This is a genomic window from Leptospira dzoumogneensis (assembly GCF_004770895.1).
In the GTDB taxonomy this organism is placed as follows: Bacteria; Spirochaetota; Leptospiria; order Leptospirales; family Leptospiraceae; genus Leptospira_B; species Leptospira_B dzoumogneensis.
Map to the genome: position 1 here is coordinate 588,018 of NZ_RQHS01000005.1, position 24,695 is coordinate 612,712.

At 41.0% G+C, this 24,695-nt stretch carries 24 protein-coding genes; 7 read left to right on the forward strand and 17 right to left on the reverse strand.

What is annotated here, in order from left to right; translation table 11 throughout:
- Positions 1-11: 11 nt before the first annotated feature.
- On the reverse strand, positions 12-1,535 hold the full coding sequence (locus EHR06_RS04200) for an HDOD domain-containing protein (protein WP_135755837.1): 1,524 nt from the start codon (positions 1,533-1,535) through the stop codon (positions 12-14).
- 401 nt (positions 1,536-1,936) lie between these two features.
- Here EHR06_RS04200 and EHR06_RS04205 point away from each other — a divergent pair, with 401 nt between their 5' ends.
- A complete protein-coding gene (locus EHR06_RS04205; RefSeq protein ID WP_135679945.1) occupies positions 1,937-3,424 on the forward strand; it encodes an aldehyde dehydrogenase family protein in 1,488 nt (495 codons plus the stop codon).
- Between the two features lie 50 nt (positions 3,425-3,474).
- On the opposite strand, the gene EHR06_RS04210 is transcribed toward EHR06_RS04205, so the two are convergent.
- From EHR06_RS04210 to tpx, 5 genes are all read right to left on the reverse strand, one after another.
- On the reverse strand, positions 3,475-3,954 hold the full coding sequence (locus EHR06_RS04210) for an acyl-CoA thioesterase (protein ID WP_244288486.1): 480 nt from the start codon (positions 3,952-3,954) through the stop codon (positions 3,475-3,477).
- 529 nt (positions 3,955-4,483) lie between these two features.
- A complete protein-coding gene (locus tag EHR06_RS04215; protein ID WP_135755838.1) occupies positions 4,484-4,903 on the reverse strand; it encodes a DUF3995 domain-containing protein in 420 nt (139 codons plus the stop codon).
- Positions 4,904-4,972: 69 nt separating this feature from the next.
- Positions 4,973-5,779: a hypothetical protein gene (locus tag EHR06_RS04220; RefSeq protein WP_135755839.1), complete on the reverse strand. Its 807-nt coding sequence runs from the start codon at positions 5,777-5,779 to the stop codon at positions 4,973-4,975.
- Between the two features lie 11 nt (positions 5,780-5,790).
- A complete protein-coding gene (locus EHR06_RS04225; protein ID WP_135755840.1) occupies positions 5,791-6,447 on the reverse strand; it encodes an SGNH/GDSL hydrolase family protein in 657 nt (218 codons plus the stop codon).
- A gap of 31 nt (positions 6,448-6,478) precedes the next feature.
- Positions 6,479-6,994, reverse strand: a complete 516-nt coding sequence (tpx, locus tag EHR06_RS04230; protein ID WP_135755841.1) for a thiol peroxidase — start codon at positions 6,992-6,994, stop codon at positions 6,479-6,481.
- A gap of 312 nt (positions 6,995-7,306) precedes the next feature.
- On the opposite strand from tpx, the gene ilvB reads away from it, so the two are divergent.
- From ilvB to EHR06_RS04245, 3 genes are all read left to right on the forward strand, one after another.
- Positions 7,307-9,034 (forward strand): biosynthetic-type acetolactate synthase large subunit, encoded by a 1,728-nt coding sequence (gene ilvB, locus EHR06_RS04235; RefSeq protein ID WP_135755842.1) that lies wholly within the window; start codon positions 7,307-7,309, stop codon positions 9,032-9,034.
- A gap of 122 nt (positions 9,035-9,156) precedes the next feature.
- Positions 9,157-10,575: an anthranilate synthase component I family protein gene (locus EHR06_RS04240; RefSeq protein WP_135755843.1), complete on the forward strand. Its 1,419-nt coding sequence runs from the start codon at positions 9,157-9,159 to the stop codon at positions 10,573-10,575.
- Entirely contained in the window at positions 10,572-11,162 is a 591-nt protein-coding gene (locus EHR06_RS04245; protein ID WP_135755844.1) for an anthranilate synthase component II, read from the forward strand. The genes EHR06_RS04240 and EHR06_RS04245 overlap by 4 nt, the downstream gene beginning before the upstream one ends.
- Position 11,163: 1 nt before the next feature.
- On the opposite strand, the gene EHR06_RS04250 is transcribed toward EHR06_RS04245, so the two are convergent.
- Complete coding sequence (locus tag EHR06_RS04250; RefSeq protein ID WP_135755845.1) at positions 11,164-12,867, reverse strand: hybrid sensor histidine kinase/response regulator; 1,704 nt, start codon at positions 12,865-12,867, stop codon at positions 11,164-11,166.
- A 102-nt stretch (positions 12,868-12,969) separates the two neighbouring features.
- Positions 12,970-13,440 (reverse strand): LIC13081 family protein, encoded by a 471-nt coding sequence (locus EHR06_RS04255; RefSeq protein ID WP_135755846.1) that lies wholly within the window; start codon positions 13,438-13,440, stop codon positions 12,970-12,972.
- A 74-nt stretch (positions 13,441-13,514) separates the two neighbouring features.
- Here EHR06_RS04255 and EHR06_RS04260 point away from each other — a divergent pair, with 74 nt between their 5' ends.
- Both EHR06_RS04260 and EHR06_RS04265 read left to right on the forward strand, forming a co-directional pair.
- A complete protein-coding gene (locus tag EHR06_RS04260) occupies positions 13,515-14,381 on the forward strand; it encodes a pirin family protein (RefSeq protein ID WP_135755847.1) in 867 nt (288 codons plus the stop codon).
- A gap of 10 nt (positions 14,382-14,391) precedes the next feature.
- Entirely contained in the window at positions 14,392-15,630 is a 1,239-nt protein-coding gene (locus EHR06_RS04265; protein WP_135756094.1) for a BaiN/RdsA family NAD(P)/FAD-dependent oxidoreductase, read from the forward strand.
- Here EHR06_RS04265 and EHR06_RS04270 read toward each other — a convergent pair.
- The 7 genes from EHR06_RS04270 to EHR06_RS04300 form a co-directional block, all read right to left on the reverse strand.
- The gene (locus tag EHR06_RS04270) at positions 15,627-15,968 is read right to left on the reverse strand and encodes a VOC family protein (protein ID WP_135755848.1); all 342 of its coding nucleotides are present in this window, start codon (positions 15,966-15,968) and stop codon (positions 15,627-15,629) included. The genes EHR06_RS04265 and EHR06_RS04270 overlap by 4 nt on opposite strands.
- Positions 15,965-16,246 (reverse strand): GNAT family N-acetyltransferase, encoded by a 282-nt coding sequence (locus EHR06_RS04275; RefSeq protein ID WP_135755849.1) that lies wholly within the window; start codon positions 16,244-16,246, stop codon positions 15,965-15,967. Before EHR06_RS04275 ends, EHR06_RS04270 begins: the two co-directional genes overlap by 4 nt.
- A 64-nt stretch (positions 16,247-16,310) precedes the next feature.
- Positions 16,311-17,699, reverse strand: coding sequence for a sensor histidine kinase (locus tag EHR06_RS04280; protein ID WP_244288487.1), 1,389 nt, complete (start codon positions 17,697-17,699; stop codon positions 16,311-16,313).
- 289 nt (positions 17,700-17,988) lie between these two features.
- Positions 17,989-18,426 (reverse strand): DoxX family protein, encoded by a 438-nt coding sequence (locus EHR06_RS04285; RefSeq protein ID WP_135755850.1) that lies wholly within the window; start codon positions 18,424-18,426, stop codon positions 17,989-17,991.
- A gap of 104 nt (positions 18,427-18,530) precedes the next feature.
- A complete protein-coding gene (locus EHR06_RS04290) occupies positions 18,531-18,980 on the reverse strand; it encodes a MarR family winged helix-turn-helix transcriptional regulator (RefSeq protein WP_135755851.1) in 450 nt (149 codons plus the stop codon).
- Between the two features lie 83 nt (positions 18,981-19,063).
- Positions 19,064-19,885, reverse strand: a complete 822-nt coding sequence (locus EHR06_RS04295; protein ID WP_135755852.1) for an aldo/keto reductase — start codon at positions 19,883-19,885, stop codon at positions 19,064-19,066.
- Between the two features lie 61 nt (positions 19,886-19,946).
- On the reverse strand, positions 19,947-21,299 hold the full coding sequence (locus EHR06_RS04300; protein WP_135755853.1) for a hypothetical protein: 1,353 nt from the start codon (positions 21,297-21,299) through the stop codon (positions 19,947-19,949).
- 29 nt (positions 21,300-21,328) lie between these two features.
- Between EHR06_RS04300 and EHR06_RS04305 the strand changes: the two genes are divergently transcribed.
- Complete coding sequence (locus EHR06_RS04305; protein WP_135755854.1) at positions 21,329-21,922, forward strand: DUF6962 family protein; 594 nt, start codon at positions 21,329-21,331, stop codon at positions 21,920-21,922.
- Positions 21,923-21,971: 49 nt separating this feature from the next.
- Here the strand turns inward: EHR06_RS04305 and EHR06_RS04310 are convergent, their stop codons facing one another.
- Together EHR06_RS04310 and EHR06_RS04315 are read right to left on the reverse strand one after the other, a co-directional pair.
- Positions 21,972-23,759, reverse strand: a complete 1,788-nt coding sequence (locus EHR06_RS04310) for a transglutaminase-like domain-containing protein (protein WP_135755855.1) — start codon at positions 23,757-23,759, stop codon at positions 21,972-21,974.
- A 39-nt stretch (positions 23,760-23,798) separates the two neighbouring features.
- Complete coding sequence (locus tag EHR06_RS04315; protein ID WP_135755856.1) at positions 23,799-24,686, reverse strand: LIC_13029 family protein; 888 nt, start codon at positions 24,684-24,686, stop codon at positions 23,799-23,801.
- Positions 24,687-24,695: the final 9 nt, after the last annotated feature.

Sequence of the window (24,695 nt, forward strand, 5' to 3'; positions counted from 1 at the left end):
GTACCGGCGAATTAAAGAGTAGCTTGGAAACTTTCTAAAGCTTTGGTCCGGAAAGAATGAAAATCTCCGGAGGAGAAAAATTTACAATGTTTCAGGACTTCTTCGGGGATCTCTGAGAACTTAGCTTCTTCGTTATTGATCTTGATCATCATATCTCCCAGATAAATAGGGAATATGATCTCTTTGTATTGTTCTTCTGCTAATTGAGGTCTATGGTGGTATTCCATAGTTTTAGAATATAGCTCGGGGAAATTCCATTTTTCTGCGATCAATGCGCCGATCTTAGTATGAGTAATACCGAATGCGGCTTCTTCCATAGAAAGAGAAGAAGCGATTTCCTTGGATGCAGAATAATTTTGGATCTTACCCATACGTTCCTGCTCTAAGGAAAGAAGAATGATCTCTCCTATATCATGAAGAAGCGCGGCCGACATCAGATTGCTCATAGAGTCCTTAGGAAGATTTAATCTTTGAGCGATCAATTTGCAGTAATATGCACACTGATTGGATTTTTCCCAGATCGTTAAGAATGCAGGGAACTTATTCTCCAGGATCTGTTTGGTTCCAAGAGAATATAATAGAACCTGCAATTCTTTCAAACCGATGAGTTGGATCGCTCTATCCAAAGATTCTACTTTATTTCCTCTACGGAAAGCTGCCGAGTTGGATAGTTTCAGGATATTTGCCGCAAGAGCTACGTCCTTTTTGACCATCTCCGCAATCTGACCGATACTTGAATTCGGTTTGTCGATGGCGGATTGGATATCTTGGATTGCTTTAGGGAATGTAGGAAGTTGATCTACTTCTTTGATGATCTCTTCCGCTTTTTGGATCTGAACATTCTCTTTTTGGATACGAATAGGAATATCGATGATGACAGAAGTATTATTACCTTGGCTTTCTACTTTATAGGAACTTGCTCCTAGACCGTCGTTTTTTAACATCATTAGAGTCATGATGAGACCAAGACCGGCACCCTCGGTTTCGTCCCCTTTTTCTAAAAATGCTTCCGCGAGATCGTTATATGTTTTTGCTTTTTCGATCCTTTCATTGATACGATCCACTTCTTCCGGGCTGAGTTTTACGTTATTCATTACTCGGATACGGATCGCATCCTTATTATGAATGAAAGAAACTAGGACAACGTAGTTGTTCTTAAAGAGAAGATCTTCATACTTCTCCTTATTATCCAAATAAGTTTGTTTAAAACCGGTGATCTTGCTGCGATACACGCTTGGATTTTGGATATCCGCCTGAAGTTCTCTGAAATAGATCCTTTTAATATTTGCTTTGATAGTGTTGGTGATGGTCTCTTTCATCGCCGCAAGGACGGAGTCCCTGACGAATATGATATCTAAATGTAAAAGATAACGATCCAGTGTCTTGGAGAGAATAGTATCCACACTCTCCGTAAGATTGAAAAATTTAAAATGGAACGGGATGTTTTCCGAAATAGGATGATTCAGGTCCTTCAGATTACTGAATATACCTTGGTCTTTGTGATGGAAAAGTTCTAGGGTTTTCCCTTGGCTCATATGATGTAACTCTGAAAAACGTTAGTGGTCTCTGTCAAGAATTAGCGAAACTTATAGATGAAAAATAAGATTCTGCTAAGCGAATTATACGGATCAAACTTATAAAAAATAACCGAGAGAAATATTTATCTTACGATTCTTGTCAGAAATAAATTTCCAAAAACGTCGATAGAAAATAATCCTTTTGGACTAATCCATCACTTGTTCAGGTAGGAAAATTTTTATCATAACAGATAGAATATAAAGCGACTTGGGTCCAGACGGAGAGGAATTTCTTGAAAAGTTACGGAATGATCATTCAATAAAAAGGTTGCGCCAAATTCCTGAATTTGATGAAATTATACCTTGGTTCTCTATCAGTCCGGATTTCCGGAAGAATGTTAGAACTTAGGAGACCCCTCATGTCCAGCACAGCTACACAACCGGCGAGCTCAGTCTCTCCCGCTTCCAGCGGAACTGCTTCTTTTCCCGCTGCGAATCCTAAGGAGATGCAAAGAGTATTCGATGTCCAAAAACGTCATTTTCATAAGGTTCTGAAAGTATCCAAAGCCAAGGATCGAGTCGTATTATTGAAAAAATTACTGGCAGCAGTAGAAAGACTTACCCCGGAAATCAAACAGGCTTTACAAAAGGACTTTAGAAAAGCTCCTCACGAAACGGATTTAACCGAAGTTATGCCTTCTATCGCAGAATTAAAAGACGCGATCCGACACGTAAAAACTTGGATGAAACCGGAAAGAGTAAAAACTCCAATTTCACTTTTCGGTGCAAGAAGTTCTATTTCTTACGAACCAAAGGGAGTGACTCTGATCATTTCTCCTTGGAACTATCCATTCTATCTTGCGATTGCGCCTTTAACTGCAGCTCTTGCGGCAGGAAACACTGCGATCATCAAACCTTCCGAGTTCACACCAGAAACTTCTAAACTGCTTACTAAACTCGTAAAAGAAACCTTCCAAGAAGGAGAAGTTGCGGTATTTGAAGGAGATCATACTGTTTCCACAGCTCTAATGGAGTTACCATTCGATCATATCTTCTTCACAGGAAGTACTCACGTAGGAAAGATCGTAATGGCAGCCGCTGCAAAAAATCTTTCCACAGTGACCTTAGAGTTAGGAGGAAAATCTCCTGCTATCATCGTACCTGGAGCGAACTTGAAAAAAGCAGCTCAGAAATTGGTATGGGGAAAGATCATGAACGCGGGACAAACCTGCGTGGCACCTGACTATCTACTTCTACCGGAAGGAGAAACCGAAGAATTCGTAAAACAAGCGAAGGCTGCGGTAAAATCTTTCTATGGAGAAAGTTCCGCCGATATCAAAAGTAATAAAGACTTCTGTCGTTTAGTAAACCAAAGAAACTTCCAAAGGGTTTCGGGATACATTCACGAAGCAGTTGAAAAAGGCGGGAAAGTAGTGATGGGAGGAGAAACAGATTCTTCTCAAAACTATATAGAGCCTACATTGATCGCTAACGTTCCGGAAAGTGCAAGGATCATGGAAGATGAGATCTTCGGACCGGTGCTCCCTATACTAACTTACAAAAACTTGGACGAAGCAGTGGAAAAAGTTCTCTCTAAACCGAAACCGCTCGCACTCTATGTGTTCGGAAGTAATAACAAACATATCAACAAAGTTCTCAAGGAAACATCTTCCGGAGGAGCCGCGGTGAATGACGTTATCGTACACTTGGCGAACCCGAATCTACCATTCGGAGGGATCAATCATTCCGGACATGGAAGTTACCATGGCTGGTATGGATTCAGAACATTCTCTCACGAGAAGTCAGTATTCAAACAAGCTCCGTTCTCCTCGATTGAAATGTTGTATCCACCTTATACTGGTTTTGTGGATAAAATGCTTCAATTCACCAAGAAGTTCTTCGTTTAAAAACATCTTCAACTTTCTTCGATTTGAAAGCCCTCTTCGGAGGGCTTTTTTTATTTTTGGGCAACGCGAGGATTTCCTGTATGTGCGGATGTTGGAATTCCTACAACGGACGAATTTTCCAAAATTCCCAATCCTTCCAGGAATTTGTCCGTGTATTTCCAAGGTCTTTTTTTGCCGAAATCAAACATGATACAATGAGAGATGGATTCACAGGAAACTTTGCCGTCGGATTTTCGGATTAATTTTTGAAATGCCTTGCATCTGGAACCGGAGATCTCTCCAAACCGGGTTTCTATTAGGGCAATGTCCGGATAACGGATCTCCGCCTTATAATCCGTTTCTCCTCTCAGGATCATTGGGCCTATATTTTCGGATTTCATCTGAGAGAAGGAAAGACCGGCTTCTTCTAAGGCAATCATTCTGCCTTCATGTAGGAATACTTGGAAGTTTCCAACATTCAAATGGCCATTCGGGTCACATTGGCTCCAAAGAACCGGAATTTCATAAAAGAATGATTTTGAGATTTGCATGTTTGGCTCCTTATTTTTCCAAAACTTGAGTAAGAAAGGATTTGGGAAAGGGAAAATATTGTTTTATATCAAATTATTTATTGGTTGGAAAAACAAAGTATAGGATTAGAATTATAGTAATGTATAGAGGCAGTATAAAGTTTCGTGTCTCTGCCGCTCAGCGTGCGTGGTAGAATTTTTGTAGGAGTTCCTACATAGGTGTCGAAAGGCAGCCCCCGCCCCTTCGCAACGATCCGTAGAGAGCGAGAAGACGACCGCGAATGCGAGTCGATGACGAAAGTCAAACGAGTCGGTACTTAAATTGATAAACTAAGCTTTATCGATCGCAGATTTGCAAAGGCGGCCCCCGCCCTGGTTCGGGTGGAGGAGGCGGGCTAGTGGGAGAAGCCATTCTCCCTATACCATAAAATTATAAAACTTGCAACTGCAAATTTTAACTCAATTTGTAGGAGTTCCTACATTTCCTCTCAAGAAGAATCTCCTTGACTTACTGAAAGTAACCGCGACCTGAGCGAGGCCGCCTAAATTTTTAAAAGTTAATATACCCCAAATATAAATAAGAAATACCTAAAAGAATACAAACAGGAGAGTAAATTAGATAATCATATTTTGCGAATTTAGTATTTTTGATTTTTTTGAAGTAGCCTACTAATCTAAAATCTCCGACGGCTCTTCCCAAAAAGATGAATGCGATTAAGAGTGAGAAGATTGCACTCGTTCTGTTTGGAGAGAAAATATTTCCGGATGACCAGAGTGCCACTGTGCCGAACCCGAAGAGTGCAAGTGCGACCAGTAAGGTCAGTCCTCTGCTCGGGACAAATGTAGGTTTACCGTTTGTTTCCGGAATGACTGTGACTGACGTTAATTTCCCGCCGAATGCCCAGTAGATATGTAATGCGGATAAGAAGAATAGAATGGAAGCTGTGATTAAACCTAAGATCTTTTCCATTCATATAGGTTTAAGTAAAATTTCGGATTTGTCCAGCAATCTTATGATCCGGATTTGAATAAGAAGGTTTTAATCCCCGAAAAAATATAAATATCCAATTTTAAATCCACGATCTATATTTGAATCCGTCCTTGTTTGGAGCATCAACGAAAAAGTAAGATATCCGTTCGGATTCGTTGGATATTGTATCCCGGGAGCAATCACAAAATAATCCGAATACGGTGTGATCGTATTCGATAAAGTAGTTCTATGGCTGAATTCCAAAAGTAGATTTGTTTTAGATGGTAAACTGTAGGAGAGAGTGAGTCCGGAATATAGGAATCTTTTAAAGTTTTCTGCTGCAGTCTCTTTTCCGGAAGAATTTGTTTCGGATTCAAAGTTTGCAGTTCCTTGGATGGTGAATGCGCCGAATCTTTTTAACCCTCCAAAATATGCGCGGATCAAAAATAGGTCCGGATTAATGTCTGCTTCTCTTGGTTGAGAAACCGAAGGTCCGAAAAACTGAACACCACCTCCGAACGATGCAAAATCCGTTTTTATATAATATTTAGCTCCGACTGCCCATCTATCCCAACCGCTCCAAATTTTTCTGGTAGTGGAATAATGATCTAAATATCCATAACTCGCTGTGACTGAAAACGAATCCGAGAGTTTCATTTCTCCGGATGCGGAGATCTTTCTATCTCTTTCGTAACCATCTTCTTGTCTGGGAGTTCTATCTGTGGCCGTTCCGGAAACATATACTTTATTATATACCGCCAATTCTTGGTTCAGGTTCGGATGCACCGGTCGTTCTTCATTTTCCGGAGCGGATAAAAGGGGGATTATAAAAATAGAATATATTAGAGCCCAGGCTGTAAAAATTTTTCTTTTCATCTATGATTTCTCTATTTGTTCAAATACAGAATGGGAAGTAAGGGCTGCAATTGTTCTCGGACAGCTTTAGAAAGAAGATAATATCCGTCTTTATTGGGATGATTCCCGTCGGTCAGCATATCATCTTGGATCAGTAATTCCGTGTCTATTCTGGGGACAAATGTGATCCTTTCTTTCATTTCCGCGGTGATCATCGCAACTGCAAGTGTGGGCCACGGGAATTTAATATTCCAAAGATTTAATGCGACTACATGTTCACATCTTGTAAGGAGTATCTGAATGCTTTGGATCTGTCTATTTACCGTCGCATCTACCTGGCTTTGAGTAGGAAAATAATTTTCTAAAAAATCGTTAATCCCTCCTTCATACAGACAGGCGTTATAACGATTTTGATCATTCTGCACTGATGATAAAATCCTATTAGTATCCACCCCGGGAAAGGCAAACTTAATTGTGTTAAAATCGGAGAGTTGTTCTTGTACGGGCCAGGAGGCTACTATGCTGTCCCCGTACATTGCCAAAGAAGGTTTTGCAAGATAAGAGATTAATTTTTCAGTATCGGAAGACGGGTCTTTATCGCAGTTGATAAGTGGAAAAATTATAAGCAGAAGCAAGGCCAGGTTTAAGTCTATTGGGAACCTTTTCCTTAGGCCTTTCCGCTTCTGCATGAATACATTCTTTTTAGAAAGAATGTTTCGTTTAAACTAATTTTTTAGCAGCTCCGATCGCAGCTTCATAATTCGGCTCACTTGCGATCTCGGGAACTAATTCCACGTATTGAACGGTATCGTTCTTATCCAAAACAAAAACCGCTCTCGCAGAAAGTCCTTGTAAACCTCCATCCGCGATATGTGTTCCATACGCCTTGGAAAAAGAAAAATCCTTGAATTGAGAAAGTGTGATCAGGTTCGGAGAATCTAGTCCTTCCATAGTGCAAAAACGATTCATTGCAAAAGGAAGATCTCCGGAGACGACCACTGTTACGATCCCATCTAACTTCGCCGCTCTTTCATGGAACTTTTTAGTTTCCATTGCGCATACGGATGTATCTAAACTTGGAACTGAAACTAAAATTTTCACCTTTCCGTTATAGTCTTTGAGAGACTTGGTGCTTAAATCTTTTGCCGTTCCGTGAAAGTCGGGAGCCTTTACACCTACTTCTAATAATTTTCCTTCGAGTTGAACTGGGTTACCTTTAAGAGTGACGCTTGCCATTTTTATTTCCTTGGGAAGGGATGATACGTCGTAAGCGGATTTGGGCAACGATAAAAAGTTCTTGCAAATTTTTATCAGTAAATCGTGAATATCTTAAGCGGTTTATCCGTCATTTCTACGTAATGAAAAACTTCGGTCTACAGTCTAACCAAACCCTTTGGGTCGTCCTCTGGATGGTGGTAGTGGTCACGCTACCCTGGTCGGCTTTTACGCCCTAAGGTTCTTTCGTAGGCAGCAATCCTCGAAAAGCCCCTCTCGGCGTAAAGCCGAGGGGGGCTTTTTTTATTTCTACACTATATATTTGAGGCAAAAATGGAAACGATTACAGAAAAAAACAAGGCCTGGCTTAGAGAAGATAAGTCTCCCCAAAACGGAGCCGAACTGATCGTTGCTTATTTAAAAAGAAGAAGGATCCAAAACGTATATGGTATCCCTGGCGGCGCCAATTTACCGTTATACGATGCTCTTCATGATAGCGGGATTCGTCATATTCTCGCAAGACATGAACAGGGTGGAGGATTTATGGCTCAGGGAGAAGCCAGAGTCACTAAAAAGCCTGCTGTTTGTCTGGCTTCCTCCGGTCCAGGAGTTACAAATTTGATCACCGCAGTTGCGGATGCAAAATCGGATTCTATACCGTTAGTCGCAATCACAGGCCAAGTGCCTTTATCTCTCATTGGAACGGATGCTTTCCAAGAAATAGATACTTACGGATTATCTTTACCTATTACTAAAAAAACTTATTTGGTTCGTTCCGTATCCGAACTCATACGAGTTTTGCCGGAAGCATTTCAAATCGCAGAAGGACCGAGACCTGGTCCTGTTTGGATAGATGTGCCTAAGGACATACAGGCTTCTCCTATTTCTCTTTCCATGTCCCAGATCGAATCCATTTGGAGCTCCCAGGAAGAAATAAATTCTCCTAAGATCTTTATATCCGAAGCGGATAAACTTAGATTTTATTCTCTATTAGAAAATTCTAAAAAACCTGTTTTGTATATAGGCGGCGGAGTAAAAGGTTCAGGCGCAGGAGATCTGATCTTAAAATTGGCGGAGGCCCAGGATATTCCGGTAGTTTGCACTTTGATGGGTTTGGATTCTTTTTCCCAAACTCATGAGTTGTCTTTGGGAATGCTCGGAATGCACGGCGCTCCTTATACGAATCGATTATTGTCGGAATCGGATCTTCTTTTAGCCTTCGGGGTTCGTTTTGATGACAGGGCCACTGGAAAATTAGAAACATTCTGTCCGAATGCAAAAGTGATCCATGTCGACATCGATTATAAGGAGATCGGAAAATTAAGAAGGCCTGATTTCGGATTTTGTTCCGATCTAAAATACTTTTTAGAGAATATGGGAGAATTCCCAATTCATAAAAGGGAAGAATGGAGAGAACAGATCCGTTCTTATAAAGAATTGTATCCTTTAAATTCAGTTACTTCTTCTAAAGGTTTTTCTCCTCAGGATATTATTTTGTCCGTAGCAAAATTTTTAGGACCGAATGCAAGGATCAGCACTGATGTAGGCCAACACCAGATGTGGGTGGCTCAATATTATCCATTCCGGAAAAGTGGAACATTTTTAACTTCCGGTGGACTTGGCACTATGGGTTTCGGTTTGCCCGCAGCAATTGGAGCTTCTCTTGCGGATCCTAATTCTAAGATGGTTTGTTTTTCTGGGGACGGTTCTATTCTGATGAATATCCAAGAATTGGATACTTTGAGCGAGTTACAATCGGATCTGAAAATTATAATATTCGATAATCGGAATCTAGGACTAGTTCGACAGCAGCAGAATTTGTTTTACGGGGGTAGATACAATGGAAGCGCTTATCCTTCTCATTCTAAACTTTCTAAGATCGCTAATGCTTTCGGTATTTCCAGTTTAGATCTGGGAGAAGAAGGAAAAAATTTAGAAGATCTGGAAACTTTCTTAAAGGAGAAGGGACCAGGACTGATCGTTGTTCCTATCGATCCGGATCTTCAAGTTCTTCCAATGGTCCCTCCCGGAAAAAGTAACTTGGAGATGCTCTTAGGTTGAAAAACTCCGTTTACAAACGGTTTACTTTCTCTTGGTGGCCCTTCCGGGCCTAATCATACCTACATATTCCTTTTTTATAATGTATTGCTGAACCTGTTCGGTTCGAAATTAAGGAGACTAGTATGTCCATAGAGATACAAAATATCAGAAAAGAAACAAGTGCACTTTTTCCAAGACCGATCTTGAAATCATTTCCATTAAAGGAAGAAGGTGTCTTGGAATATTTCCAAAAACTAATGGAGGAAACCGAGGTGGCGGTCCTATTCGAAAGTTTAGGGCCTGAATCTGATAATTCCAGATACAGTTTTATTTCCGGTTTTCCAAAGAGGGTATTCAAAGCAAAAGGAGATAAACTAGAATGCGACGGTAAGGAGATCGCAAGAGGAAACCCATACCGGTTATTTTCCGAAATTTTCCCTCCTAGGAAATCTTTCTTAGAATGTACGGAAGCCGGTGGAGGAGGACTATACGGTTATCTTTCTTACGAGGCTGCGAATGATATGGAGCCGAGCCTTCATCTGAAAGAACATCCTAAATTCCCTAAGTTCTGTTTTGCTTGGATGGAAGATGGGATCCTTTTGGATAGAAGGACTGGAGAGTCCAAATATTTTCACTACGGAACGGATCGATATAATTTGTTCGAGGAAATTTATAAGAAGAAGGTCCCTGAACCTGGAAAATTCCAATCGGTTGATTTAGGTTTTTCTAAAACAAAAGAAGAACATAGATCCATGGTGGACCAGGTGTTGGATGAGATCCGAAAAGGAAATACGTTCCAATGCCAGATAGGTTTTAGAAAAACATTTTTAGTGGGAGAAGGCGGGATAGCCGCAGCTAGAAAGAAAGGAGATTTCGAATTATACAGATCCATTCGAAAAATAAATCCTTCTCCCTTTATGTTCTTCATGAGTTTTCCAGGAGAAGTCCATCTGGGTGCAAGTCCTGAACTTTTATTTAGATTAAAGGACGGACTTGCCGAAAGTTTTCCATTAGCTGGAACCATTCGAAGAGGAACAAACGAAGAAGAAGATCGAAAATTTGCACTTCAACTTCTATCCGACCCGAAAGAGATCGCAGAGCATAATATGCTTGTGGATCTGCATCGTAATGATCTGGGAAGAGTTTCTAAATTCGGAACCGTGAAGGTGAGAGATTCTTTCGCTCTAAAAAGATTCAGCCATGTGCAGCATCTATCCACGGAAGTTTCCGGGATCTTGAGAGCAGGCCTAGATATGTTCACAGGACTCGCTTCTTCTTTCCCGACTGGAACCTTAAGCGGAGCTCCTAAGATAGAATCTATGAAGATCATCCATAGGATTGAGAACGATCCTAGAGGACCTTACGGAGGAGCTGTAGGAAGATTCGGCTTCGATGGGAACTGTTCCTTTTGTATTCCGATCCGAAGTTATTTCAGAAAAGAAGAAGAGGCAGTGACCCGTGCTTCCGGAGGGATCGTGATGGATTCAGATCCGAATGCGGAATACGAAGAGATCGGTCATAAATTAGGAGCAGTTTTGAAGGCAATGGAGGCGTTGAAATGAAAGTGTTATTAGTAGATCATCACGATTCTTTTTCCTATAATCTATTCCAGCTTGTAGGAGAAATTTTAGAAGAAGAGTTCCCATATAGATTCAGATTGGATGTGATCCGGCAGAATGAAGCGGATGTTCCGAAAGTTCTAAAGGAAAAATACGATCGGATCTTACTTTCTCCCGGTCCTGGAACTCCGGAAGATCCGGAATATTTCGGTGGTTCTATGGAAGTCCTAAAACAGTTAGGAGGAGAGGTCCCGATCTTAGGAGTTTGTCTGGGAATGCAGGGTATGGCCCGTTTTGCGGGAGCGAATATTATAAAAGCAGAATATCCTATGCACGGAAAAATTTCCGAGATCAAAACCGACGGGAAAGGAGTGTTTCAGGATCTTCCTTTCGATCTGAGAGTGATGAGATATCATTCTCTTGTGGTGGATGAAAATTCTCTCGGGAAGGAGTGGGAAAGAACCGCTTATGCAGGTTCGGAGTTAATGGGGATCCGTAATCGGGAAAAAAGAATGGAAGGTGTTCAATTCCATCCGGAGTCTTTTGCGACGGAGGGTGGAAGGAAAATGCTTTCGAATTTTTTAATATAATTCAGGAAGCCAGGGAGGAAGGGAAAACTTTTAAGAACTCTCGGATCCTTTCTCCCAGATCTTCGATCCGGAAAGGTTTTCCTAAATAGTCATCCATGCCCGCCTCCGCACAAGCTCTTCTGTCTTCCGTGCTGTCGTGGGCCGTGACTGCTATGATCCAAGGGACTTTTTTCGGACTAGGTTTTTTCTTTAATATCCTTGCTACTTCTAATCCGCTTAACTCAGGCATTTGTATATCTAAAAGAAGAAGATCCAGATCATTCTCCTCCCAATATACTAACGCATCTATTCCGTTGGAAACAACGGAGCCGTGTAATCCTAATTTTTCCAACATCTTTAGGATCAACTTTTGGTTCACCGGATTGTCTTCCGCCACTAAAATTTTCAGATCTTTATGTTCGGAGAAATCGAAATTGACCCGATTTTTAGATTCTGCAATTTCAACTTTTTCGGAAAGATTCGCTTTCGGAAGAGTCATTTCTAAAACGAATTTAGAACCTTTTCCCGATTCACTTTCCACGGATATATTCCAATCCAATGCTTCGCAGATACGTTTGCAGATAGAAAGCCCTAAACCGGTCCCGCCATATTTTCTAGAAACGGAAATATCGGTCTGAGAGAATGCTTCGAATAATATAGGTATTCTGTGTGCTTCTATTCCTATACCCGTATCTTTTACACTCAATCGGAGATTGATATCCGTTTCCGTTTCAGTCACTAGATCCAACTCTACGGTGATCCCGCCTTTTTCGGTGAACTTCAAAGCGTTGGAGGCCAAATTGGAAAGGATCTGTCTGACTCGTATAGAATCCGATTTTATATCGATACTTTTTCTTGCGGGAGGAAGAATTGTTTTAAATGCCAATCCTTTCTTAAACGCTTTGTCGGAAGCTTCTTCCGCATATCTTTCCAGAAGAGAGATCATGTCGAATTCTTTAAAGCTGAAATGTAAAGAGCCTGATTCGGCCTTGCTGAAATCGATCACATCATTGATCAATCGGATCAAATGTTCCGAACTTTCAGTTAAAGATTCCAGATATTCTTTTTGAAGCCCAGGATCGCCCGTTTGATGGAGAAGATCCGCCATTCCTAGAATACCATGCACAGGTGTCCTAAGTTCATGGTTCATATTTACGAAGAATTGTTCTTTAGCTTTTTGTAATTCTAACGCTACGGACTGAAGCTGGATCAGCGCCTGGGATTTAGCATCCAATTCCATAAAAGAGACTACCGATGTTGCCAATGCCTCTAAAGCTTGTATCTCTGCTTTGGATATTTTTTTAGGTACGGTATCCAATACGCATAATGTGCCTAACACATAACCGTCAGGGGTCCTTAAAGGGGCACCTGCATAAAATCTAATATTAGGACTTTCTAAAACATTCGGATTTTGACTGACCCTGGGATCCTTTTGGGCGTCCTCTATGACTAAGGTGCGATTTTCCGAAACTGCGAATTGGCAAAAGGAAGTTTGTCTAGGAGTTTCCCGGTCCTTTATGCCCATTCTTGCCTTGAACCATTGTCTTTCCGAATCGATCAAGGAAACCAAGGCCATAGGTGTCCCGCAAATTAGGGAGGCCGCTTTTATGATCCCGTCGTATTTTTCCTCCGGAGGAGTATCTAGGATCCTATAACGTCTTAATGCTTGGACCCTTTCATCTTCGTTTTCGGGTAAGGGAGCGACGCTATAAGGAAGTTTTTCCATAATGAAATATGATATTATTTAAGACCAAAAAATAATGGGGCATATTCTCCCTTTCGAAAGCAAAAACACAAGGATTTATCTTTTTAATGATTATTTTCAGGATCAATCATGTATCACCTGAAAATTACGTATCCCTAAGGTTTTGCCTTGAGAAAGAATTTCCTGTAGTTTTCGGATGTCTTTTCTAGTATTTTCGAACACCTTGGAGAAGATCCAAGACCTAAAAATTTTAGAAAGTCCGGATAATTCCATCTGGCTTGTAAAAAGTATCTTAGTGTCGGTATCCGAACCTTTAGGGTCGGGATAAAAAGAGAAGGTCTCGGTCTGATCTGAAAATCTACTTTTGATACGGAGGACCAATCTGCTCGGATACTTAGATTCTAAAATTTGGTATTCGAACTTATATGCGAAAAACCAAAACTTAGATTTCACTTGAAACCCGGGAGTACTTTCATTTTTCTTAAAGGAGAGAATATTTCCCGACCAGTCAGGCAAACGTTCGAAATTAGAAACGTAATCGAACGCTCTGCTCAAAGAGATCGGCACAGTAAAAGCAATAGTAGTCGTCGCCATGGAAACTTCTCTCTTTCTTTAAAAAGAATTCCCTTAGGATCCTTTTTCGAGTCCAATGTATAATGAGAGGAAATATGGGTTTTAGACGAATAACCGGAACAAGAATCGCCGAAAAAACTATCGAAGGTGGAGGATTTCCAGTCCGCAGACCGTTCCCAGTTCCGCAATTTTCATACTGGGACCCGTTTTTACTTTTGGATGAAATGGGACCTGTAGTTTACGAGCCAGGCAAAGCAATCGGCGCTCCGGATCATCCTCATAGAGGATTTGAGACCGTTACCTATCTTTTATCCGGCGAAATGGAACATAGAGATTCCTGGGGACATGCTGGAAAATTAAAAGAAGGCGGCATACAATGGATGACTGCAGGAGCGGGCCTTGTACATTCCGAACTTCCTTCCGCAGATTTTCAGTCCAGAGGCGGAAGAATGCATGGATTCCAGATCTGGGTCAATCTCCCAAGGGATAAAAAACTTATTTCCCCGAATTATCAGGAAATGGATTCATCCCAGCTTCCAGTGGCGGAAAAAGAAGGAGTTTGGGCAAAGGTAATCGCGGGAGAACTTTGGGGAACGAATGCGATCATCCAAACTCAGACTCCGATCGTATTCTTTCATTTGAAACTTTCTCCTGGTTCTTATGCAGAAGTGCCTGTGCCAAAAGATTATAATATTTTGGCGTATCCATTCGTGGGCGGAGGTACTATAATCGACTCGGATGCGGAACACGATCTTGTAGAAGGCGAGACGGTATTTTACCAGGGTGGAGAAGGTAGTATAGGCCTTCGTGCCCCTGAAAATTTTGCCTGGGAAGTATTGATCCTGGGAGGACAACCATTGAATGAGCCGGTGGCACGTTATGGTCCTTTTGTGATGAGCACTCCTCAAGAGATACAGCAGGCATTTGAGGATTATTCTGCAGGAAAAATGGGGACAATATAATTCCCCATTCATGGAAGAAGTCCAAACCAAAAAATTAGCAGTGATCGGCGGCGGTGCCGCCGGTTTTTTCGGAGCCATCCAAACTAGAATTCTTTCGGAAGGAAGGATACCAGTCCAATTGTACGAAAAATCTCCCAACGTATTGTCCAAAGTGAAAATTTCAGGAGGAGGAAGATGTAATGTCACTCATTCCTGTTTTGATCCTGAAGAATTATCCAAACGTTATCCAAGAGGGGAGAAGGAACTCAAAAGGGCATTCGAGATCTTCCAGCCGAAGGATACGATCCGTTTTTTCGAATCCAGAGGAGTGAAATTAAAAGCGGAACAAGACGGAAGAATGTTCCCTGTCACCGATAATTCGGAAACTATCATCGATTGTTTATTAGAAGAAGCCAAAAAATCAGGGGTCAAGATCCGAACTAAAATTTCTATATTAGGAATTTATAAAAATGAGGATCCAAACGGTAAAAGATTCAGGATACAAACGGAAGAAGGAGAAGAATATTTCGATTTCGTTCTGGTAGCAAGCGGATCTTCCCGTAAGGTCTGGGGATGGCTTGAAAATATGGGCCATACTATCGAATCTCCCGTTCCTTCATTATTCACATTCGAGATCTCGGATCCATTGCTGGACGGATTCCAAGGATTGACTGTCTCCGATGTGGAGATTATATTCAAAAATTCTAAACTAAAACAAAGAGGCCCCATTCTTTTTACTCATTGGGGTTTGAGCGGTCCTGCGGTCCTAAAACTTTCCGCCTGGGCGGCGCGGGAATTATTCGATTCGGATTATAAAGCAGAGTTACTTGTGGATTGGGTGCCTAATTATTCCAGACAAGAATTGAGAGAAATATTTTTGGAAAAGAAGAAGGATAGTCCTTCTAAAAAGCCGGGAAGTCGTTCCGAGTTCGATCTTCCATCCAGATTTTGGGAAAGAGTTTGGGAGAAGTCCTGTGGCCCTGAAAAAAGATGGTCCGAAATTTCTTCCAAAGAATTGCACCAAGCGGAAAAGATCTTGAAAAGAACAGTTTTGAAAGTTTCCGGCAAGGGAGTTTTTAAAGATGAATTCGTAACCTGTGGAGGAGTTCGCCGCAAGGAAGTGGACTTTTCCAAAATGGAAAGTAGATTTCATCCGGGATTGTATTTCGCAGGAGAGGTTTTAGACATAGACGGGATCACCGGCGGGTTCAATTTCCAAAACGCTTGGACTACTTCTTATATTGCAGCTAAAGCCATATCTGCGAATTAATCCCAGGGATCCGGATAAGAACTAAACCCTAAACGATTCCCGTCAGGATCTTTGAAATACTTCGTATAATCGGTCTTTTCCATAAAAGAATTCCCGAATAAGGAATCTATCTTTTCTCTTTCTTCCTTTTTCGGCGCGGAGAAGATGAGTGCATGAGGCGCCTTGGGTGCTTCTTCTTTTTCTATCATGATCCTAACGGTATCTGCTAAAAACCAGGAGGATCTGAGTTTACCATCCTCGTAAAAATGATCCTTTTCGAAGGAAAGGCCGGGAATAGTTATATAAAACTTTTTTAATGTTTCCGGATCCTGTGTGGAAATTGCTATATGATGGATCATTCCAGGATCACCAGATCCGAATATTCGGGATGTCTTTTGAGATAAGTCTGCACAAAGGAACAATTCGGGATGATCTTTTTTGTTTCCGCTCTTGCAGCTTTTAGTGCCGCTTCTGCGAGTTGGGAGGCGATCCCTTTTCCCCTGAAATTGGTCGGAACAAAAGTATGATACAGATCCCAAACATGGGAACCGATCTCTCTATAAACTAAATGCGCTTCTCTTCCGTCTTGCAGGATCAGGAATTTTTTTCCGGCAACATCGTGTTGGACTGAATTCATTTTGCCCTCTATGGATTCGACTCTCTTCGGGAAAGTTTAGCGGAGTCAAAACAATGGAATTCGATCAAGTTTTAAAAATCAAGCAAACGGAAGTTCCGCCTACGTTTTTCAGATCCAGTTCAGCCTTGAGTTGGTTGCATAAAGAACGAATGATCATTAAACCCAAGGAAGAATCCTGGTCTTGCTTTTTAGAAGAAGTTTGTCCAAACCATTCTTGGATACCTGGCATTCCTACACCGTCGTCTTTGACTGTGAGATGGACCTTGTTTTCTTTCACCTTTAGCTGAACGGAAATATTTCCTTTCGCCTCATTTGGGAATGCATGTTTGAGAGAATTTGAGATCAGCTCGGTTACGATCAGTCCGCAAGGGATCGCCTTTTCCATAGAAAGTCTAACAGGTTCCATATCCGCTTCGAATCCGATCCGATTTCCGGATGGAAAATAAGAAGTGACCAAATGCCTTAAAAGAGAATCCAAATAAGTTTTCATATCCACATTCGCGAATTTGTCCTGCTTGTAGAGATGATCATGGATCATCGCCATAGCAGTGATCCTATTTTGTGCCTTGGATAAAATTTCAGAAGTAGCTGATTCTGTGGAATACATGTTTTGTAAATTCAGCATTCCGGAAACGATCTGCAGATTGTTTTTAACCCTATGGTGGATCTCATGAAGAAGCACTTCCTTCTCCCTTAAATTTTCCTCTAAGGTCCTTTCGATCTCTATTCTGGCCGCGATCTCTTTTTCTAAAGTACGTTTGGATCTATATATATGAGCTTTTCTTAATCTAAGATTTGTAAGATATTCGTGCCTTCTTTGTACACTTTCCTGCAATCCTCTCATAAGGATAGTCAGAGGAACGCATACGATCGTATTAGCGATCAGGAAGTTCAGGCCGACTACGTACAATCTTTCCGGAGCCATGGACCAAGGAAGGCTCAGATAGAATTGGGCCCTGGAGGCTATAAAAACCGCGATCATATTTGCAAGAAGCCCAAATAGGGAAGGACTGAGCCCGAATAAAACTCCCGCTAATACCGGAAAAGGAAATAACCAGAGTAAACCTCCTCCTTCCGGACCTACAAATATCAAAAGAGAAAGTCCCAAAAGATAATTCATTGTAAGGACCAAGGTTGCCTTGATCGAAAAATCTATTCTTTTGGCGAGTAGAAGGAAATAGATCAGCCCTAATGCGCATGTATCTATCCATAATACTTCAGTTTTGCCTTCTGTCCATGCCAGGTAGACGCTCGGAAAATATACTATCGTTCCGAGTATGGTCATGGTGAATAAGATAGAAGTTAAAATGAGTTCTCTCCAAAAGGAAAGTCCGGAAGAGACTGGAGCTTTTGGAGTTAGATATCCTTGGATCGATTTGAAAATCCGATCAAAGGGACCGAATTTTTTTCCTTTTTCCATAGTTGTTATAAATAGACTACTGGAATCTATCAAAACAATGATACTCTAGTTCGAATAAAAAACGGAATGGAATTTTAATTGTTTCTATTTTCATAATGAATTATGTAAGATCCTGTTCTATCTTCTTTAAGTAATAGTCTGAAATAAATCGGATACTAAATACTTATGATTAATTTTTTGTATTTTCAAAGATCCGGATCGTTTTTTAAAACAATTTTTCGTCGTGGAAATTGCACGTTATTCGAAAGATCGGGGTAGTCTGCGGATAAAAAAAAGAGGCCCGAAGACCTCTCTGAGTTGGTAGTTAGGTATAATGGTACGCTTAGTTTTTGGAGATCGCTCCATCCACGGAGAATTTTCCTCCTCCCTTGATCACCAATGCTAAGGAGATTGCTACCATCAATAGATGGAATTCGAAACCCTCTCCCTTTTGGCTTCCTGCCCAGTTCATAAAGAAACCGTGTTCGGTATGAGGAAGTATTGCTACTGTCATCGCGACTGCAATCCCTGCTGCTGCTACTCTTGTAAGAAGACCTGAAAGTAATCCGATAGGTCCTAAAAATTCTGCGATGAATAAAAGTATTACTAAGAATCCCGGAAAGCCTGCACCGGTTAAGAATGCGTAAGTTCCGGAGAATCCATATCCGCCGTACCAGCCCAATACCTTTTGTGCTCCATGTGGGAACATCACAACCGCGAGTGTTACTCTTAAAATTAAGGATGTTATATCCGAGTCCGTTTTGAGAATTTTTTGAATCATGCTCATCTCCTGAATGATTTGTGTTTATATAGTCTATTGTTTAATAGTTTATTATTAAAGTAATGGGCCGAAAAATCCGAAAAACATAGATCCCTCCTTTCATATTACGCGGTTTTGAGTCCGACAGTCTTGCAGATCTGTCCTAAATTTTTGAGTTCTTCGTCGCTGAGGCAGGACATCTTGCCCTTCAACTGCTCCAAATAATCAGGGAAAGAAGTTCCGATGAGTTCCTTTCCTTTGTCGGTAAGATTAATGATAAAATAACGTCTGTCTTCTTCACTTCTGACCCGGAGTACTAGACTTCTTTTTTCCAAGTTGTCTATGATCTGTGTGATATTCCCTTCGCAGGAAAATATTTTTTGGCCGATCTCTTTTTGGCACATCGGGCCAAGATGATAAAGAGTTTCTAAACATCCGAATTGGCCGCTGGTCAGATTGTATTGGTTCAGGAATTTTTCCTCCATTGTACGGATAGAATCCGCACAACGGCTCAATTTGATATAGGCATCGAGTACCTTTACATCTCTAGGCTTTCCTTTATAATGAGTGGCCATAATACTTTAAGATTGAACTATTAATGTATAGACATCCCGAAAAGAAAAAAGTCAACAAAAAAAGAAGCTAAACCCGAGTCTATTTATGCCCCAGTAGGATCCCAACAGGTCCGGAAGTTCTCGTTCCAGGTTTCCATTTCCGCCAAATCGGACTCGCTTAGTTTGAAATCGAATACTTGTGAATTCTCCAAGATCCTTTCTTTTTTAACTGACTTTGGGATCACTATTAATCCTTTATCGATTGCCCAACGGATCAGGATCTGAGCAGGCGTTTTTCCGTATTTAGATGCAAGTGCCGTAAGTTTCGGGTCAGAAATTTTTTGGCCATGGGCGAGTGGGCTGTAAGCTTCCAGAACTATATTATTCTTTTTGCAAGTATTTAGAAGTTCGTTCTGGTTTAAGAACGGATGGTATTCTACTTGGTTTACCGTAGGAACAATATCAGCGTATTCGAATAATTCCTGTAAGTGAGGAATTGTATAGTTACTCACTCCGATCGCACGGACCTGGCCGTCTTTGTAGGCTTTTTCCAATTCTTTCCAGGCTTGTTTTCTTGTCCCTGCTACCGGGAAATGAATAAGATACAGATCTATTGTGTCTAATCCTAAGGTTTGTAAGGACTCATCCAAATACTTGCGTGGATTTCTTTGATCGCTATTCCAGAGTTTTGTAGTGATGAATAATTCCTTTCTGGGGATCCCGCTCTTTTTGATCGCCTGGCCCACATCCGATTCGTTTCCATAAATTTTAGCGGTGTCTATATGTCTGTATCCGAATTCCAATGCGTTCAAAACCGAATCTATACATTCTTTTCCGGATCTTGTTTTCCAAACTCCTAGGCCGAAGACAGGCATCTCTACTCCGTTATTGAGTCGGATAGATTGATTTAAGACTAAATTTTGCATACGTTCTTAGACTCCTTTGAGCTTGGTTCGGATCCATTCTTCTTTAGGAACCGAAGGCGTTTTATTTTTTATGAGAAGAAGGAGCCAGATCCGAGAATGTCAGGGACTCTTCTCTTAGGTTCAGAACGGATTCCAATACATTTTCCGCGTATACTAGGTCGCTGTATCCGGGACCTTTAGGCAGCCAAGATCCTAAGGTTGTAATTCCCAGAAGTTCCGCATCTCCCGGGAGTTGTTTGCCCGAAAGATTGACTCCTTGGACATTATATAAAAAATCCAAGAATGTTCTTTGATTTGGTCCATTAGAAGATTTTAATGCAACACAGAGTATCTGATTATCCTGCTCCATTCGTATCGTACGCACATTTCGGATAGAAGAAAGAGGGAACCCTCTTTCCTTATATAATAAGCTGCTTAAGACAGGTATCCTGGTGGAATAACGAAGTTTTAATTCGAATGAATTTGCGATCACTTCCGTTTTTTTGAATAGAATAAAGACGGTCATTATAGTCGTAATTCCCAGAAAGAAAACGGAAAAAGGAATGAAGAAGATCAGAAAGATCAGATTTTCAAAATTTGCAAAGAAGGAATTTAAGATCGTGAACCATGCTCCATAAAACAAAGCCGGTACCAGGATCGTGATAAAGGTTTTTCCTAGGGATTTCGGTTCTATAATTTCTACTTTAGTTCCTTGGTCTTTCGATCCAGTTTTGACCCAAGGAGATGGTTCTATCTTTTTAGGCTCTTGTTTCCGTGGAATATCTTTTGATCCGGAATTGGTAAGCCTTAGATCTGATCTATCCAAAACAGGAAGAGGAAGTTTTGTTCTAAAAAATTCCAATCCTTGTTTGAGAGAATTCCCATCTCTAAACGTTTCTAATAAAATACAACTTCCATCTTTGTATACCAAGTATAGGTCCCAGTATTTCCAAGTGCTGTTTGTGTTGATGCTGCTCCCGGTAGAAGAGGATCTTTCCGTTCTGAATAGGATCATATAAGAGATAAATTCCGAAAGTGGAAGTTCTACGTCCGACTTGCCTGTTTCTCTCAAAGAAAGTAGAGAAGTATTCGTTTGTATCTCTATCGTTTTAACTATATGAGAAGCTTTTCTGTAACTTCTCATCGTAATGATAAAAATTATAACGAGTGAAATGCAGAAAAAGAATCCGAATCCTGGAAAAAGTTTATCTTCTCCCGTCAGGAATAATACTCCGAAAAATAAGGATGCAATACTTCCGAATACACCAAATGCCAAGATCCCGATAGTGAATATACATCCACCGGAATAAGGGTTTTTAGTTTCCTTACGCATACCATTCGATTCAGAGATCCAAGTGTCCAAACTCATAATAAAAAGTCCTGAGACTAAAGAAGACTCTAGGAAAATCAATTTTAAAACGAATCCTTCTTGCATTTTGATTCGGATCGGATTCTTTGTTCGTCATGCAAATTAGTACTGCTATTTCGGATTTAGTATTGGCAATCTTTGCCGTATGGGCCGGTCTTTCCGTCCAGTCTTCCTCTAAAGGAAACGTTTCTAAAAAAGGAGGAGCCTACGGTCTTTTTCTGATCGGATTAGGCGCTCTTCTTGGTGTGGTTTTCTTTTTAGGAGGAGATTGGATCAGCCCGATTTATAGACCTATCGTGCATATTGCAGGAGTGGTTGGAGTTCCTTGGATCGGGATCGCATTTTTTAATGCGGGTTTCGGAAAGATAAATGGTAAAACTTGGAACCTTCTCAGCTTAATCCTATTGGTTTTAGCTATATTAAGTTATCTTTATCCTTTGGGTTTATATACTACTTTGATCGGAGCGATTGCATTGATTGCAGTTATAGTAGTATGTATCCAGAAATATAAAGGTTCTCATAAAACTGCCGCATTGTATGGAATTGCAGGAGCTTTGCTTTTCATTCTATCCGGACTTGTTATAGGAACTGTTGGAACGATCGGCGGATTTCCAAGAGTGGATCTATTCCATTATGGATTAGCTGCCGCTTCTTATTGTTTAGGCTATTCTTTAAAAAGAATAGGATAATTTATAATACGCCGCACGTTCCTCTGAAGCTGCGGCGTTACTTCTCTTCTTATTCCACGATCCTCTCTTCGGATTTTTCTAAGATACGATTTTTTACGGGATTCGATTTCTGATAAATTTCTTCCGCTTCGCTATCGTATCGTTTTACGGACCTATGGGAGATTTCCGGAGTCAATTCTATGGAGATGGATCTGGTCGCGCCGCCGGCAGGTTTTGTAAAATTAGCCAGAGTATCGCCTCCTTTGATAATGGAATGACCGGGCTGATTGAGCACTGCAAATATTATATGTTTTGCATATGTTAGTCCTGCTCTCATTCTAGGAGGAGCCAAAGGTTCCATCGGGATCCAGCCTAAAGAAGGGTGCCACACTTCCGCAATTTTATGATTCAATTCCACTTTTTCCCCTACAGGCAGCCAGTTCCAAGCCATTCTAGCCGGTATCCCCGCACTTCTTAGCAATGAGATCTGAGCGTAACTATGTTCAGTGCAGGAGCCATGTCCGTTTTGAAGAACGGTGGGCGCAGGGTCGAATCTGCCATCCTGCTTATAAACCATATTCTTTCGAATGTATCTATATACCGATTGTATATATTCCTCTATATTCGAGCTGGAGGATTTGAGCTCATCTCTGATCCGAATGATCTCAGGATCCGAGATCTTATAAACGGAAACGTCCTCAAGATACTGTTTCCATTCGCTCGGCACCCTCCAATCTTCCCAAGAAGTCCGGAAATTGGTAAGTCCCGAATCTATATTATATCTTGTTAATTTAGCTGAATATACCGTTTCTTCCCATGTTTGTCCCGAACTTAAAGCGGGGATAGGAATGATCAACGTACGATTATTCTGCTTATCTTCCGTCAATTTTCCGTTCGGATGGAATTTTTCTTCGCTCAATACTTGAGAAGAAGTTTCCTGAGGCGGAATAGCTACCGCTATCTCTGTTTCCGGAGAATTTTCCTTAGGAGCGATCTTTAAAACGAAACGTAAGGTATCCTTGCTGGGCGAAAATCTATAACTTAGATTTCCTTTAAGCACGAAATTTTCCTGCTTTCCTGGGTAGTAATCGTTTCCGATACGTATTAGATTTTGATAAATTTCGGATTCAGGACTGAGAACTATTAGATCGTTCTTGAAACAGGAGAGTCTGCCTGCTTCTTTGGATTCCAAATGTACCGTGAAACTGTTCTTGATCTTATTCAAAATGGGATCGTAAGAATGTAAATTCGTTCCGTCCTTGGAATACCAAAAAAAGATCTCTTTTCCGGAACAATCGAATGAGAAAGAAACTTTGGGAAGAGGTAGATCTTTTTGTTCTAATTCGGATCCTGTTTCCTTCTCGTAAAAGATCAGTTTATTCTCTCTGATCTCGAAAAGTTTTCCCTGGGCAAAACCTATATTTCCCCAAGCAGCTCCGGTTTGTGCGAATGGGATCTTTTTTTTGATCTCTAAAGAGCCGTTCTGTAAGACCACGATCTCCTTTTTAAGCCTTACATAAATTTTATCTTCTTCCTTATCCCACGCAAGACCTCTTACGGTTTCCTTTAGATCGAACCGATTTCCAGCTCCTGTCTTAATATTCCTGATAAGTAATCCGCTGGTGTTCTTTCCGTTCGTATCCGGAAAATTTGCGGGCAGATAAAGATCTTCTCCGATCAGCAAACTTCCTTGGGAGGACTTGATCTTTTCTTCAGGGGCTAAGGGAGAAGGGGAGAATATTTTAGGTTCTGCCGCCTCCCATTTCATGGAAGAATAAGCGGATTCGGAAGCCAATTCCGTAAAGAACAAACAAAAGAATATAAGGATCAGGAAAAGTGGAACACGTAAGAAATCCATCCGTCTTTGGACGGATATGGTTTTCAAAATCAAACCGTTTTATGCAGGGATTTGCTCGGAAACCTGGGTCACCCAAGACGCATAATAGTTGGATAATGTCCTAAGGAACATTAGATCCATATCATTCTCCGTCCCAATAGCGCGTAACGCGTTTGCGTATTGTGTCCTAAAATCGGTTAGTGGAGCGGTTTCTTGGATATGGTTTCTCATGGACTGGGCTTGTTCCGGACCAAAACCGTATTCGGTGGACCATTTATCGATCAGTGTCCCGCAATTGTACTTACGGGAAAGAAGGATTTGGGCCAAAATATTTCGGAACATATTTTCGATAGAAACGATTGTAATCTCTTTATGATTGATAGAGATCTCAGTGATGATCTCGTCCTTCTTGTCGATCACTGCCTTGGAAGTTCCCATTTTATTGAAAAATTTAGAAAGATCGTTATAGGCTCTAAAATGTTTTAAGATCAGTTCCCTGTCTTTTACATCCACAGTTCTTTGGTCCTCAGGATGGCTCATCTCTTGAAGGATAGATTCTATCACTTGAAACATGATGTCGAAGGTGAACTGAGTGGACTTGCCTAATAAATATCTGATCTCATTTTGGAATGCTGCATGAACATATGAGAAGAATGCTTCTAACTTTTCAGGATTGAGTACTGTAGAAGTCTTAAATACAGAGATCATATCCCGAACAAACTTGGCTCTGTCTAGGATGGGGAATTGTTCCGGATGATTGGAATGAGTGCGGATAAAAGTCTCTTTAACTACTTTGACCGAACCTCCCCGAACTTCTTCACTTCGAAATAGAACTCGATAGAGAAGAACTGAGATCTCTCGGGAAGTTTTTTTATCTTTCAGAGTTTTTAAGTCGGAAGCTTCGAGAATTTCTCTGCTTCCTGCAGGCTTGCTCTGGATTTCTCCCATGAATGGTTA

Excerpts from the sequence above, each read along its gene's own strand:
- EHR06_RS04200 (WP_135755837.1), bottom strand. The coding sequence starts at position 1,535 with ATGAGCCAAGGGAAAACCCTAGAACTTTTCCATCACAAAGACCAAGGT.
- EHR06_RS04205 (WP_135679945.1), top strand. The coding sequence starts at position 1,937 with ATGTCCAGCACAGCTACACAACCGGCGAGCTCAGTCTCTCCCGCTTCC.
- EHR06_RS04210 (WP_244288486.1), bottom strand. The coding sequence starts at position 3,954 with ATGCAAATCTCAAAATCATTCTTTTATGAAATTCCGGTTCTTTGGAGC.
- EHR06_RS04215 (WP_135755838.1), bottom strand. The coding sequence starts at position 4,903 with ATGGAAAAGATCTTAGGTTTAATCACAGCTTCCATTCTATTCTTCTTA.
- EHR06_RS04220 (WP_135755839.1), bottom strand. The coding sequence starts at position 5,779 with ATGAAAAGAAAAATTTTTACAGCCTGGGCTCTAATATATTCTATTTTT.
- EHR06_RS04225 (WP_135755840.1), bottom strand. The coding sequence starts at position 6,447 with ATGCAGAAGCGGAAAGGCCTAAGGAAAAGGTTCCCAATAGACTTAAAC.
- tpx (WP_135755841.1), bottom strand. The coding sequence starts at position 6,994 with ATGGCAAGCGTCACTCTTAAAGGTAACCCAGTTCAACTCGAAGGAAAA.
- ilvB (WP_135755842.1), top strand. The coding sequence starts at position 7,307 with ATGGAAACGATTACAGAAAAAAACAAGGCCTGGCTTAGAGAAGATAAG.
- EHR06_RS04240 (WP_135755843.1), top strand. The coding sequence starts at position 9,157 with ATGTCCATAGAGATACAAAATATCAGAAAAGAAACAAGTGCACTTTTT.
- EHR06_RS04245 (WP_135755844.1), top strand. The coding sequence starts at position 10,572 with ATGAAAGTGTTATTAGTAGATCATCACGATTCTTTTTCCTATAATCTA.
- EHR06_RS04250 (WP_135755845.1), bottom strand. The coding sequence starts at position 12,867 with ATGGAAAAACTTCCTTATAGCGTCGCTCCCTTACCCGAAAACGAAGAT.
- EHR06_RS04255 (WP_135755846.1), bottom strand. The coding sequence starts at position 13,440 with ATGGCGACGACTACTATTGCTTTTACTGTGCCGATCTCTTTGAGCAGA.
- EHR06_RS04260 (WP_135755847.1), top strand. The coding sequence starts at position 13,515 with ATGGGTTTTAGACGAATAACCGGAACAAGAATCGCCGAAAAAACTATC.
- EHR06_RS04265 (WP_135756094.1), top strand. The coding sequence starts at position 14,392 with ATGGAAGAAGTCCAAACCAAAAAATTAGCAGTGATCGGCGGCGGTGCC.
- EHR06_RS04270 (WP_135755848.1), bottom strand. The coding sequence starts at position 15,968 with ATGATCCATCATATAGCAATTTCCACACAGGATCCGGAAACATTAAAA.
- EHR06_RS04275 (WP_135755849.1), bottom strand. The coding sequence starts at position 16,246 with ATGAATTCAGTCCAACACGATGTTGCCGGAAAAAAATTCCTGATCCTG.
- EHR06_RS04285 (WP_135755850.1), bottom strand. The coding sequence starts at position 18,426 with ATGATTCAAAAAATTCTCAAAACGGACTCGGATATAACATCCTTAATT.
- EHR06_RS04290 (WP_135755851.1), bottom strand. The coding sequence starts at position 18,980 with ATGGCCACTCATTATAAAGGAAAGCCTAGAGATGTAAAGGTACTCGAT.
- EHR06_RS04295 (WP_135755852.1), bottom strand. The coding sequence starts at position 19,885 with ATGCAAAATTTAGTCTTAAATCAATCTATCCGACTCAATAACGGAGTA.
- EHR06_RS04300 (WP_135755853.1), bottom strand. The coding sequence starts at position 21,299 with ATGCAAGAAGGATTCGTTTTAAAATTGATTTTCCTAGAGTCTTCTTTA.
- EHR06_RS04305 (WP_135755854.1), top strand. The coding sequence starts at position 21,329 with ATGCAAATTAGTACTGCTATTTCGGATTTAGTATTGGCAATCTTTGCC.
- EHR06_RS04310 (WP_135755855.1), bottom strand. The coding sequence starts at position 23,759 with ATGGATTTCTTACGTGTTCCACTTTTCCTGATCCTTATATTCTTTTGT.
- EHR06_RS04315 (WP_135755856.1), bottom strand. The coding sequence starts at position 24,686 with ATGGGAGAAATCCAGAGCAAGCCTGCAGGAAGCAGAGAAATTCTCGAA.